The 12576-nt window shown below is 68.9% G+C and carries 11 protein-coding genes; 4 read left to right on the top strand and 7 right to left on the bottom strand.

Features of this window, described 5'->3' with window-relative positions; translation table 11 throughout:
* Positions 1 to 7 precede the first annotated feature (7 nt).
* Positions 8 to 1006 (top strand): LysR substrate-binding domain-containing protein, encoded by a 999-nt coding sequence (locus HNP48_RS12070; RefSeq protein WP_184857185.1) that lies wholly within the window; start codon positions 8 to 10, stop codon positions 1004 to 1006.
* A 76-nt stretch (positions 1007 to 1082) separates the two neighbouring features.
* On the opposite strand, the gene HNP48_RS12065 is transcribed toward HNP48_RS12070, so the two are convergent.
* The 6 genes from HNP48_RS12065 to HNP48_RS12040 all read right to left on the bottom strand — a co-directional run bounded on the left by HNP48_RS12065 (position 1083) and on the right by HNP48_RS12040 (position 7325).
* On the bottom strand, positions 1083 to 2219 hold the full coding sequence (locus HNP48_RS12065; RefSeq protein ID WP_184857184.1) for a DUF5624 domain-containing protein: 1137 nt from the start codon (positions 2217 to 2219) through the stop codon (positions 1083 to 1085).
* A 204-nt stretch (positions 2220 to 2423) separates the two neighbouring features.
* Positions 2424 to 3530 (bottom strand): hypothetical protein, encoded by a 1107-nt coding sequence (locus tag HNP48_RS12060; RefSeq protein ID WP_184857183.1) that lies wholly within the window; start codon positions 3528 to 3530, stop codon positions 2424 to 2426.
* A complete protein-coding gene (locus HNP48_RS12055; protein WP_184857182.1) occupies positions 3527 to 4411 on the bottom strand; it encodes an amidohydrolase in 885 nt (294 codons plus the stop codon). Before HNP48_RS12055 ends, HNP48_RS12060 begins: the two co-directional genes overlap by 4 nt.
* 6 nt (positions 4412 to 4417) lie before the next feature.
* The gene (locus HNP48_RS12050; RefSeq protein WP_184857181.1) at positions 4418 to 5236 is read right to left on the bottom strand and encodes an HpcH/HpaI aldolase/citrate lyase family protein; all 819 of its coding nucleotides are present in this window, start codon (positions 5234 to 5236) and stop codon (positions 4418 to 4420) included.
* Between the two features lie 20 nt (positions 5237 to 5256).
* Entirely contained in the window at positions 5257 to 6234 is a 978-nt protein-coding gene (locus HNP48_RS12045; protein WP_184857180.1) for a tripartite tricarboxylate transporter substrate binding protein, read from the bottom strand.
* Positions 6235 to 6248: 14 nt separating this feature from the next.
* Complete coding sequence (locus tag HNP48_RS12040; protein ID WP_184857179.1) at positions 6249 to 7325, bottom strand: porin; 1077 nt, start codon at positions 7323 to 7325, stop codon at positions 6249 to 6251.
* 148 nt (positions 7326 to 7473) lie between these two features.
* On the opposite strand from HNP48_RS12040, the gene HNP48_RS12035 reads away from it, so the two are divergent.
* Positions 7474 to 8370, top strand: a complete 897-nt coding sequence (locus HNP48_RS12035) for a LysR substrate-binding domain-containing protein (RefSeq protein ID WP_184857178.1) — start codon at positions 7474 to 7476, stop codon at positions 8368 to 8370.
* A gap of 58 nt (positions 8371 to 8428) precedes the next feature.
* On the opposite strand, the gene tyrS is transcribed toward HNP48_RS12035, so the two are convergent.
* Complete coding sequence (gene tyrS, locus HNP48_RS12030; RefSeq protein ID WP_184857177.1) at positions 8429 to 9661, bottom strand: tyrosine--tRNA ligase; 1233 nt, start codon at positions 9659 to 9661, stop codon at positions 8429 to 8431.
* A 201-nt stretch (positions 9662 to 9862) separates the two neighbouring features.
* Here tyrS and HNP48_RS12025 point away from each other — a divergent pair, with 201 nt between their 5' ends.
* Together HNP48_RS12025 and HNP48_RS12020 are read left to right on the top strand one after the other, a co-directional pair.
* Positions 9863 to 11221: a M23 family metallopeptidase gene (locus tag HNP48_RS12025; RefSeq protein ID WP_184857176.1), complete on the top strand. Its 1359-nt coding sequence runs from the start codon at positions 9863 to 9865 to the stop codon at positions 11219 to 11221.
* 204 nt (positions 11222 to 11425) lie between these two features.
* Entirely contained in the window at positions 11426 to 12574 is a 1149-nt protein-coding gene (locus tag HNP48_RS12020; RefSeq protein WP_184857175.1) for an anhydro-N-acetylmuramic acid kinase, read from the top strand.
* Positions 12575 to 12576: the final 2 nt, after the last annotated feature.

Here is a 12576-nt window from a genome sequence, read left to right as displayed (position 1 = left end):
CCAGCGCATGCAGAACACCGACCCCACCCCCGCCCCCTTGTCACGCACCCGCCCCGTGGCCGTCGGCCATTGGCGCGCCTTTCTGGCCGTGGCGCGGCACCTGAATTTCCGTGCCGCAGCCGATGAGCTGGCCCTGACCCAGTCGGCCGTGAGCCGCCAGATCCAGGCCCTGGAGGACGAGGTGGGCGTGGCCCTGTTCCTGCGCCACACCCGGGCCGTGGAGCTGACCAGCGCCGGCGCCCAGCTGCAGCGCTCGGTGGCACCGGCGCTGGAGCGAATGGATGCCTCGGTGCGCCTGGTGCGCCAGACGGCCGGGCGGCGCAGCGTGGCCATCACCACCTGGGCCAGTTTTGCCTCGATGTGGCTAATTCCGCGCATGGAGGAGTTCCAGCGCGACAACCCGGGTATCGACATCCGCATCGACGCCACCGATGTGCCGGTGGACCTGGAAACCTCCGACGTGGACCTGGCGCTGCGCTACAGCCTGCCCGCCAACATGCCGCCCGGAGCGGTGCGCCTGTGCGGCGAACAGCTGGCCATCGTGGCCAGCCCCTGGCTCATCAAGAGCAGCCCGCCGGTGCGCACGCCGGCCGACGTGGCCCAGTTCACGCTGATCGAGGCCGGTGACGCGCACCGCAGCACGCACCTGGAATACCTGAGCTGGCAGCGCTGGTTCGAGAACCAGGGCCAGCCCAAGCTGCAGCCCCAGCGCTGGCTGTATTTCAACTACGCCCACCAGATCGTGCAGGCGGCCCTGAGCGGCCAGGGCCTGGCGCTGGCGCGCATGCCGCTGATCGCCGACGCGCTGGCCGCAGGCGACCTGGTGGAACTGCTGCCCAACCACCGGCTGGACTCGCCGCTGGCCTACTGGCTGCTGGTGGGCCCGCGCAGCGCCCACCGCCCCGAGATCAAGGCCTTCTGCGCCTGGCTGGAAGTCCAGGCCAAGGCCACGCGCGAGGCCGTGGGCGATGTGCCCGACCCGGACACCGTCGACGACTTTGACTGAGTCTCCGGCGCGCCCTGCCCCGCAGGCCGCCTTCACCAGGCAGGGCGGCCGACTGGGCAAGGCACACCGGAAATCGCTACAGCTTCTCGTAGTCGACGTTGGTGAAGCCCGGTATCGGCACCTCGCCAGGCCGGTGGCCATTGCGCTGCAATTCGTCCACCACGTAGTCGGCCACGCAGTTCACCAGCAGTTGCTGCGGGTCTTCCATGATGCGGCGCAGGCGCGCCACGCAAGCGGCCTGGTCGTCGAGGCCGTGGATGGGCGGCATGTCGCGCGCGGTGTCGGGTGAGAACACATAGGCCGGGTGCCGGGCGAACATCTGGCGCGAGACTTCCACGCTGGTGCGCGTGTGCATCCACAGGCGTCGGTAGGTCTGCTCCAGCTCGGCCAGTGCGGCCCGGTCCTGGAACTGGTCGACCGAAAAGCCGGGCGCGTGCGGCGCGACGTACAGGCGGTCCGCCGGCATCTGCCCATCGCTCACGCGCCAGACCAGGTTGCACATGCTGTTGGACGACCAGGTCACCCCGGCCGTGGGCCGGCCCGACTGGCCGCTGACCAGCACCATGGCACGCGCCCAGTCGATGCCGCTGCCGCGCAGCCAGGCCCCGATGCGGTAGGCGATGTCCACATAGGCCAGGCCGAAGGTGGCGAACATGATGGCGTTCATGGACACCGGTAACTGTTCCACCGGCGGGTCGAAGTACTGCGCTGCCAATGCATCGAAGTCCAGCAGCGCGGCATCGGCCAGCGCGCGCTGGATGTAGGCCTCGGTGGTGTCGAGCGTGTAGGCCACCAGGGCCGCGATCTTCGCCTCCTGGCCGGCAAAGGCCGGCAGGTTCACATGCTGGCGCCACATCTCGGCGACATTGGCTGCACGCACCTTGGCGATGTGCGGCAGCAGGCCCTGCAGTTGCGCGCGCCAGGCCGCATCGCCAGGCGCCAGTTCGCGCCGGCGTGCCACATAAGCGATCGCCAGCGGCAGGTGCGAGATCGCCGTGAGCTCGATGAAGCCGCGCGTGGACTTGCGAAAGCTCTCCATGCGCGGCGCGGCGCTCTGGCCCGGGAACAGTGCGATGTCCGATGCCGTGGACACCAGCAGCGGGTTGCCGGCCTGCTGCGCCAGCATCAGTGCCGTGAGCTCGGGCCCGATGGCCCCCGGCCCGCCCGTGAAGGCGTGGAACAGGCCCGCGAAATCGGCTTGGGGTTGGTACATGGTGTTTCGTGGATGTAGTTTGAACTGGCAATATGGCGTGCACAAGGAAGGCTCGGCTATCGATGGCGCCTTGCGCCACCCGTAGCCGTTGAAACGGGCACGCTCGAGGCCAGTGCCCCCGCGCAAGGGCCGCCCCGCCGCGCTGGGGGCGTCCCCCTCCCGACTCGCGCAGCGAGTCGAGAGAGGGGGAAGGCGCGAAGCGACTCAGGGGGTGTCATTCACAATCTGATAGATGCAGCTGTCGGTGCGGAAATGCAGCGCGCTGCTCAGGCTGTTGGCAACGGCCAGGTACGGTACACCGCCCACGGTGAAGGCCGCCGCGTCGGTGCCGCCCGAGGTGCCGAACATGTGGACCGCTTCCAGCCCGTCCCCCTGCCAGCGGTAGATGACCGACTGCAGCTCGGGAATGGGCGCCTCGCGCGAGCCGTGGATGAAGTTGACCTGCACCAGGTGGCCGCCATCGCCTTCGCCGTCGGGCAGCCAGGCGAACTCGCGCCCGCCCGGGCCACTCAGGCGCTGGTGGGCGGCGAACTGGGCACCGTCCCAGCGCAGCAGCCAGGTCTCGCCCAGCAGGTTGGCGAACACCAGCCAGTCGGCGCCCGAGGCCTTGAAATGGCAAAAGGCCCGGCCGCTGGCGCCATCGAGCACCTGCAGCGTCTCGAAGGCCGTGCCGCTCCACACCAGCAGGCGCGAGGGCGCCACATGGTCGGCATAGGCCAGCAGCGTGCGGCCCTGCACTTCGAACGCAAGCCAGTTGTAGCCCCAGGCGGACTCGATGGACTGGAAGGGCACGAAGCGCTCACCATTCCATTCGAAGATGCACGACTGGGCCGCCCCGTCCACCGGCGCACTGTGCCCCGCGGCCCCCTGGGCCAGCGCCAGAAAGGCGCGCTCCTGCACGCGAAAGAAATGCCATTGCTTGGCGGCCGTGCCGACGATCCGCTGGAAGGGTTCGAAGCGCCCCCCCACGAACTCCCAGACCACCGAGGCCGGCGACATGTTGTAGGGGCCATGGCCGCTGCGCAGGCTGGCCGTGGCGAGGAAGTGGCGGCCGTCCAGCGTGAAGAACTCGGCATCCTCGCCGCCGGGTACCGGCAGGCGCTGGAATTCGGCAAAGGCCGTGCCATCCCAGCGGTAGATGAGGGTCTCGACATCGCTGTTGCCCGCGCCCATGCCGGGCTCCGTGCCCGGGATGTCCACGGACAGCTGGGCAATGGCCAGGTAGTGCACGCCATCGATGGCGAAGGGCTCGACGGCGCGCGCGGCGCTGGTGGGCAGGCGCTGGATTTCGCGCAGGTTCATCGTCGTCATGGCTGGAAATCGTAAAGGCGCGCAGGGTTGTCAGAGAGGATGCGCTTGCGGCGGTCTGCATCGGGCACCCATTCGCCCAACAGGTTGAGCAGTGCGCCAGTGTCCATCTGCCCGTTGGGGATGTGGGGCCAGTCGCTGCCCCAGATGGTGCGGTCCGGCAGCGCATCGGCGATGGCCTGGGCATAGGGCAGCAGGCGCGCGTAGTTGCCGTCCTTGGCGATGCGGTAGGGGCCCGAGAGCTTCATCCAGCCGCGCCCGCTAGCCACGGCGGCGATCAGGCGGTCGAAGTCGGCCCGCGTGAGGCCGTCGCTCTCCAGCATGTAGCCCATGTGGTCGATCACGAAGTCCGAGGCGATGTCCGGCATGGCCGGCACCAGGTCGCGCACCACATACCCGGGCGTGTAGAACTGCAGGTGCCAGCCCCAGGGGCGAATGCGCTCGGCACTGCGCTGGATGTAGTCGACGATGCGCGCGATGGGCCACTGCGCGCGCAGGAACAGGTCCAGCCGCAGGGCGCGCACGCCGCGCCGGTGCATGGCGTCGAGCACCTCGTCCTCCACGCCATCGTCCACCATGGCCACGCCACGCGCCCGGTCGCCCAGCTCGTCGAGCGCATCGAGCATGCAGCGGTTGTCGGTGCCATAGAAGCTGGGCTGCACGATGGCGAAGCGGTCCAGGCCCAGGCCGCGCGTCATGCGGTCAAGCAGCGGCGGCGGGCCATCGGGCAGGGTGTAGTGCGGCTGGGCCACATGGGGGTAGCGGTCCACCGGGCCGAAGACATGCACATGGCTGTCGCAGGCGCCTGCCGGCATGGGAAAGGCGGGGCGCGACAGGGTGTCTGCGCTGCGCGTGGGGGTGGGGACAAGGATCTCGGAGGCCATGGGATTTCAGGACAGGGTTGCAAGGGCTTGCGCCACGCGGGCCTGCGCGGCGGTAAGAAGAAGGTCGGTGTCGATGGCGGTCATGAGCAGCGGCGCTGCGCCCAGGCGCACCAGCTCGGCGCTGTAGGCCGCGTCGCCAATGCCGCCGATGGCCAGGGGCTTGCCCGCCGCCTGGCAGGCGGCCAGGGCAGCCTCGTGCGCGGCGCGCACCGTGGGGTGGCGGAAGTCGCCGGGCACGCCCAGCTCCGCACTCAGATCGTTGGTGCCGATGGCCAGCAGGTCCACCCCGGGCACGGCCGCGATCTCGGCCATGTTGCGGATGCCCAGCGGGCTTTCCACCAGCACCTTGACCAGCGTGGCCTGGTCGGCCGCGCGGTACAGGGCCTCGGGCGCCATGCGGCGGTATTGCACCAGGGGCAAGGTGCCTATGGCCGAACGGTGGCCCTGCGCCGGAAAACGGCAGGCGGCCACGATGTCGGCCGCCTGCGCGGCGGTTTCCACACGCGGCGCGATGATGCCCATCGCACCCGCATCGAGCAGGCGCCCGATCACGCCGTACTCGCGCTCGGGCACACGCACCAGCGGCATGAGGCCGATGTCCAGCGCGCAGGCGCAGATCTGCCCGGCCACGTCGATGGGCATGGTGCTGTGCTCCAGGTCCACCCAGATCACCTCATGGCCGCTGGCTTGGGCCAGGCGCGCGATCTCGGGCGTGCGGGCACCGCGCACCCCGAAGGCGGCCACCGGCTGGCCGTGGGTGAGCCGGTCGATCAGCCAGGGAGCCCCGGCAGCGGGCGACAAGGGGGACGAAAGTGGGACGGACATGGGCAGGCGGCTTTGCTGGGTCAGTTGATGGCGATCTTCTTGGCCTTGATCAGGCGCTCCATGGACTGCGACTCGCGCGCCAGGTTGGCCTGCATCTGGGCCGGCGTGATGCTGAGCACCTCGTTGCCGGTCTCGTGCAGGGCACTCACGACCTGCGGGTCCTTGGAAGCGGCCTCGAAGGCCTTGCGCATGCGCTCCAGCACCGGCGCCGGGGTGCCCGCAGGCGCCCAGACCGCGATGGTGGTGAACAGCTCCAGGCCGGGGTAGATCTCGGACAGCGCGGGCACATCGGGCAGCGTGGGGCTGCGCTTGTCGCCCGTGTAGGCCAGCGCACGCAGCTTGCCGGAGCGCACATTGGGCAGCGCCGAGGAAGCCGGCTCCCAGCCCACGTCGAGCTGGCCGCCCATCAGGTCGGGCATGGCGCTTTGCTTGTAGGCGATCTGCACCATCTCGATGCCCGCCGCATCCTGCAGCAGCTCCATGCCCAGGTTGGCCGTGCTCGCGGGCCCGTAGGTGGCGTAGTTGATGCTGCCCGGCTTGGCCTTGGCGATGGACACCAGGTCCTTGAGCGACTTGCCGCTGAACGCCGGGCTTGCCACGATGAAGGAGCCGCCGCGGAACAGGGCCGCCACGGGCACCAGGTCCTTTTCGGGGTTGTAGGGCAGCTTGGCCATCAGGTGCGGCACCGTGGTGATGGGCAGGCTGGTGGAGAACAGAAAGACCTGGCCATTGGCCGGGGACTTGGCCACGGCATCGGTGGCCAGCGTGCTCGATGCGCCGGGGCGGTTCTCGACCACCACAGGGGCCGAGAGCAGCTTGGCCAGCCGGTCGGCATAGAGCCGTGCGAAGGCGTCGGCGCCCACGCCCACCGGGGTGGGGGTGATGAGCCGCACCGGCCCGTTGGGCCAGCCCGGGGTGGCCTGGGCATGGACCTGACCCGCGCAGGCCAGGGTGGCGGCAGCGGCCAGAAGACGAAGAAGGGTGTTGCGCTTGTGCATGGCGTGCTCCTGGCTCAGAAGTTGTGCGAAATGCCGAACTGCAGACCCGAAGCGTTCGCACCCGGCGCCCCTTCAGGGGACTCGCTGGTCGCAAACGCCGCCTGGCCCCGGTTGGTGATGCGCGAGTACGCACCGTAGAGGGCCGTGCGCTTGCTCAGCGCGTGCACATAGCCCACGGCAATCTGGCGTGCGCCGTCACCACCCACCCCGGTGCCCCGCGCCTTGGCCTCGGCCACCGAGACACGCACCGTGCCCACCTCGCCGACCGGCACCGTGGCACCGAGCAGCCAGTTGGAATGCTTGGTGCCTGCAGCGCGCTGGTCCAGCCAATAGCCCATGAGTTTGGCCACGCCGAAGTTGTACGAACCACCGATGTTGGCCACCTTGCTGGTTTGCCCCTTGGCTGGAGTCTCGCCGTAGGCGGCCGCCACGTCCACCGGGCCGGCGGCGTAGCCCAGCCGGGCACCGGTATAGCGCGCGCCATCGGCCCCCTCGGCCGCGGCGACCATGGCCTGACCGTAGACGCCGCCCAGGTTGCGTGGCAGCAGGTAACCGAGCGAATTCGCCGAGCGCACGAAGGTGCGGGCGCCACCCGTGCCGAAGGGCCAGCCCTCGATGATGTTGGCCGAGCCGCCGACCCCGACGGTGCCGAAGGGGGCGAACTGCGAGACGTTCCAGAACGTGGGCGCATAGTCACGGCCCAGGCGCACCTCGCCCCAGCTGGTGCCGGACAGGCTCACGGTGGAGCGGCGGTGGAACAGGGCCGAGCCTTCGAGCGCGCCCGAATCGGGCAGCAGCTGCGCCTCCAGCCAGAAGCTTGCGGCCAGGCCACCGCCCAGGTCCTCGGTGCCGCGAAAGCCCAGACGGCTGGGGATGAGGTTGCCGCCCGAGGACATGGTGGTGGCCGAGGTGTTGCCGGCCTTGGCATGGGTGATGTTGAGATCGAGCGTGCCGAAGATGGTCACGCCGCTTTGGGCATGGGCCGTGCCGAAAGTACCGGCGGCCAGGCCAGCGGCCAGCACCCAGGCGGCACGTGCAGAGGGGGCGAGGAACGCGCGGACGGGCCGGGCGAATGGCGGATGGGGGTTCAAGCTTGTCTCCTGTTTTTACTTGGCCGCACGGCTTTGGGCGGCGACAGGACGGATGCTAGGGATCCCCATCAATATCCGGAAATACTGTTTTTGGATAAAAATAGGTATCTAAAAAATATAAATACCCTTCAACGATCGGAGTCCTCGCATGGAAATGCGCCACCTGCGCTACTTCGTGGCCGTGGCCGAAGAGCTCAATTTCACGCGTGCGGCCCTGCGGCTGCACATGGCCCAGCCGCCGCTGAGCACGCAGATCCGCGCGCTCGAAGAGGAGATCGGCGCCGAACTCTTCGTGCGCGACACGCGGCGCGTGTTCCTGACCCAGGCGGGCAAGGAGTTTTTGGTGCGCGCCCGCGCCATCCTGGCGGCCGCCCAGGCCGCCACGGAGGCGGCGCGCAGCGCCTCGGCCGGCATCTTCGGGCGCATTGCGCTCGGGGTCACGGCCTCGGCCATGTTCACCGAGCGCCTGCCGCGCGCGCTGCGCGGCTTCGGCCGGGACCACGCCCATGTGGAGATCGACCTGCAGGAGATGGCTTCCGTGGCGCAACTGGGCGCGCTGTACGAGCGGGTGCTGGACGTGGGCATCCTGCGCAAACCCGACATGCGCCCGCCCGAGGGCGTGCACCTGGAGCAGTGGTACCGCGCCCCACTGGTCGCGGCCGTCCCTGAAGGGCATGCGCTGGCCCGCCAGGAGGCCGTCGCCATGGCCGACCTGGCGGACGAGGCCCTGATCACCTACCCGCGCGATGCCGGCATCGGCCTGTACTGGCCCGTGATGCAGCTGTGCGCGCAGGCCGGTTTTCGCCCGCGCGTGGTGCGCGAGGCGCGCGAGCCGGCCTTCATGGTCGGCCTGGTCGCTGCCGGCCTGGGCATCGCCATCGTGCCGCAGGACACGCGCTGCATGGCCCTGGAAGGCGTGGCCTACAAGCCCATCACCGAACGGGATGCGGCTTCCACCCTGTACCTGGCCTACCGCGCGGCCGACACCGATCCGCACACCGAGGCCATGCTGGCCACGCTGCGCGCAGTGGCCAGCGCACCATGATGAAAAACGCCCTGCCGGCGTGCACCGGCAGGGCGTGGGCGGGAAACGCGGGGGACGCTCAGCCCAGCGTGATGCGGGCGAACTTGCGCTTGCCCACCTGCACCACATAGGTGCCGGCGTCGAGCTTGAGGCCCTTGTCGCTGATGACGGTACCGTCTACGCGCACACCGCCGCCATCGATCAGGCGGCCGGCTTCGCTGCTGGACGGGGCCAGGTTGGCGCCCTTGAGCAGGGCGCCAATGCCCATCGGCGCGCCGGAGAGGCTGACTTCGGGAATCTCATCGGGTACGCCGCCCTTGCTGCGGTTGTGGAAATCCTGCTCGGCCGCTTCGGCGGCTGCCGCGCTGTGGAAGCGCGTGGTGATCTCCTTGGCCAGCATGACCTTGGCGTCCTTGGGATTGCGCCCGCCGGCCACCTCGGCCTTGAGGACCGCGATCTGCTCCAGGGACAAAAAGGACAGCAGGGTGTACCAGTCCCACATCAGCGTGTCCGAGATCGACAGCACCTTGGCGAACATGGTGTTGGGCTCTTCGGTGATGCCGATGTAGTTGTTCTTGGACTTGGACATCTTGTCCACGCCGTCCAGGCCCACCAGCAGCGGCATGGTGAGCACACACTGCGGCTCCTGGCCATACTCCTGCTGCAGGTGGCGGCCCATGAGCAGGTTGAACTTCTGGTCTGTGCCACCGAGCTCCAGGTCGCTCTGCAGGGCGACCGAATCGTAGCCCTGCATCAGCGGGTACAGGAACTCGTGCACCGCAATGGACTGGCCGGTGGTGAAGCGCTTGTGGAAATCGTCGCGCTCCATCATGCGCGCCACCGTGTACTTGGCGGCCAGCTGGATCATGCCGCTGGCGCCCAGGGGCTCGCTCCACTCGCTGTTGTAGCGGATCTCGGTCTTCGCCGGGTCCAGCACCATGCTGGCCTGGCGGTAGTAAGTCTCGGCGTTGGCCTTGATCTGCTCGGCCGTGAGCGGCGGGCGCGTGCTGTTGCGGCCCGAGGGGTCGCCGATCAGGCTGGTGAAATCCCCGATCAGGAAGATCACCTGGTGGCCCAGATCTTGCAACTGCCGCATCTTGTTGAGCACCACCGTGTGGCCGATGTGGATGTCGGGTGCCGTGGGGTCCAGGCCCAGCTTGATGCGCAGGGGCTTGCCCGTGGCTTCGGAGCGCGCGAGCTTTTTGACCCATTCGTCCTGGGGCAGCAGTTCCTGCACGCCGCGCAGCGAGATTTCAAGCGCCCGTCCTACACCATCGGAAACCGGCATCGTTGTAACAGCAGATTGATTCATAAGGGTTTTTTGGGATGTCTATACAGCGTGCACCGCTATACTCCAGCCCACATTGCGAAGGCGGATTCTAATGGGCCCGCTGTTTCGACCCGCCTCGTGCCCTGTCGAATCGCTGCAAACAGACAGTCTGTGCGCTTGGCCTTGCCCCGCATTCACACCGGGGAAGTGCCAGGAGACCACTCTCATACTGGGGATAGACCTTTGATTCACGGCTTGACCACCGCCAGCGCGGCTTTGCTAGACCGACTGTCCCAGAGCATCCAACAACACCCCAAACGCATCACCGCCGCCATTGCAGCACTGCTGCTCACGGGCGGCGGCGGCGCATTTGCCGTGGCCTCGTTTGCGCCCGATCCGGCCGACATGCCGGTGCGCATGGTCAACTACCCGGTGGAATCGCTGGCCGAGAACCTGGTGCTGGGCCAGCTCGACGCGCCCGGCTTCTCGCTGTTCCGCTCCGAACAGGTGCGCAGCAGCGACACCCCCGAATCCCTGTTGCAGCGCATGGGCGTGGCCGACCCGGCCGCTGCCGCCTTCCTGCGCGGTGACAACACCGTGCGCCAGAACATGCTGGGCCGCACCGGCCGCTTCGTCTCGGCCGAGACCACCGACGACCACCGCCTGGTGCGCCTGACGGCCCGCTGGGTGCCGGACGACAGCGGCAACTTCCGCCGCCTGATCGTGGAGCGCACGGGCGAGAAATTCAGCTCGCGCGTGGAAACGGCCAAGCTCACGACCAGCAGCCGCCTGGCTGGCGGCGTGATCAACAGCTCGCTGTTCGCCGCGACCGACGCCTCCAACATCCCCGATGCCGTGGCCGTGCAAATGGCCGAGCTGTTCTCGGGCAACATCGATTTCCGCCGCTCGCTGCGCAAGGGCGACCGCTTCTCGGTGGTCTACGAAACCCTGGAAGCCGACGGCGAACCGCTGAGCAGCGGCCGCGTGCTGAGCGCCGAGTTCGTCAACAACAACAAGACCCACCAGGCCATCTGGTTCCAGGAAGCCAACGCCACCAAAGGCGCCTACTACACGCTGGACGGCGAGAGCATGCGCCGCGCCTACCTGACCTCCCCGGTGGAGTTCTCGCGCGTGACCAGCGGCTTCAAGATGCGCATGCACCCCATCCTGAAGACCTGGCGCGCCCACCTGGGCACCGACTTCGCGGCCCCCACGGGCACGCCCGCGCGCACCGTGGGTGACGGCGTGGTGGAATTCGCGGGTGTGCAGAACGGCTTCGGCAACGTGGTCTTCGTGAAGCACCGCAACCAGCATGTCACCGTCTACGCCCACCTGAGCCGCATCGACGTGCGCCAGGGCCAGTCGGTCGAGCAGGGCCAGACCATCGGCGCCGTGGGCTCCACGGGCTGGGCCACCGGACCGCACCTGCACTTCGAGTTCCGCGTGAACGGCGTGCACCAGGATCCCCAGACCATCGTGGCCGCCAGCGAAGCCGCAGCCCCCGTGTCCAAGGCCGGCCGCCCCGCCTTCGACCGCCTGGCATCGGCCATGCGCATTCAGCTCTCGGCCGCTGCCTCCATCGAACAAGCCAGCGCGGAGTAAAGTGCCCCCCCTGAGTCGCTTCGCGCCTCGGTGCAATCGCCAGAGGCAATCGCCCTTCGTTGCCGTCCAAGCCTGCGCAGGCAGGCTTAGAGCCGCGGCACTCAGCCCCCAGGGGGACGCCGCCAGCGCGGCGGGGCGGCCCTTGCGCGGCGGCCCCGGCCTTGTGCGTGCCAGTTTCATGGATTGCGTACACCCCACAGCACCATGTTGATCGAGCGCTCCACGGCCACACCTGCCGCGTTGACTTCGGAGCTGTACATCGGCCTGATGTCCGGCACCTCGCTCGACGGGATCGACGGGGTGCTGGCGGATTTCTCCGGTGGCCGCATGGTGGTGAGCCACCATGCCAGCGCGCCCTTCACCCCGGAACTGCGCGCGGAACTCCTGGCCCTCAACACCCCGGGCAGCGACGAGCTGCACCGCGCTGCCCTGGCCGGCAGCGGCTTGGCCCGCGCCTATGCCAGCGTGGTGCACAGCCTGCTGGAACGCAGTGGCCTGGCGCCCCAGGCCATCCGCGCCATCGGCGCCCACGGCCAGACGGTGCGCCACCGGCCACAGGAATTCGATGGCACGGGCTACACCCTGCAGCTGAACAACCCTGCCCTGCTGGCCGAGCGCACAGGCATCGCCGTGGTGGCGGACTTTCGCAACCGCGACGTGGCGGCGGGTGGCCAGGGTGCACCGCTGGTGCCGGCCTTCCACCGCGGCGTGTTCGGCCGCGCGGGCGAAACCATGCTGGTGCTCAATATCGGCGGCATCTCCAACCTGAGCGTGCTCGGCGCCGATGGCCAGGTGCGCGGCTTCGACTGCGGGCCCGGCAATGCGCTGATGGACCATTGGTGCCAGCTGCACACCGGCCAGCCCTATGACGCCGCCGGCGCCTGGGCCGCCAACGGGCAGGTGCTGCCCGAACTGCTGGCCTTGCTGCGGCAGGAGCCCTTCCTGCACAAGCCACCGCCCAAGAGCACGGGGCGCGACCTGTTCAACCCCGCCTGGCTCAGCAGCCGGCTGAAGGCCTTTGCCGTATGCGCGCCCCAGGACATACAGGCCACGCTCACGGAGTTCACAGCGCTGGCCTGCGCCGACGATGCCAGGCGCCATGGTGCAGGCGCCCAGACCCTGGCGGTGTGTGGCGGCGGCGCCCTCAACACCCACCTGATGGCACGCCTGCAAGCGGCCTGCCCCGGTCTCCAGGTCGTTGCCACCGATACCCTGGGCCTGCCCGCCCTGCAGGTGGAGGCCGCCGCCTTCGCCTGGCTGGCACGCCAGGCCATCGAGGGCCTGCCGGGCAACCTGGCCAGCGTGACCGGCGCTGCAGGCGAACGCATCCTGGGCGCCCTCTACCCGGCCTGACC

The organism is Acidovorax soli, from assembly GCF_014207955.1.
Lineage (GTDB): Bacteria > Pseudomonadota > Gammaproteobacteria > Burkholderiales > Burkholderiaceae_C > Acidovorax > Acidovorax soli_A.
Note: the sequence above shows the minus strand (reverse complement) of the source record. Positions and strands in the feature narration are given on the sequence as shown.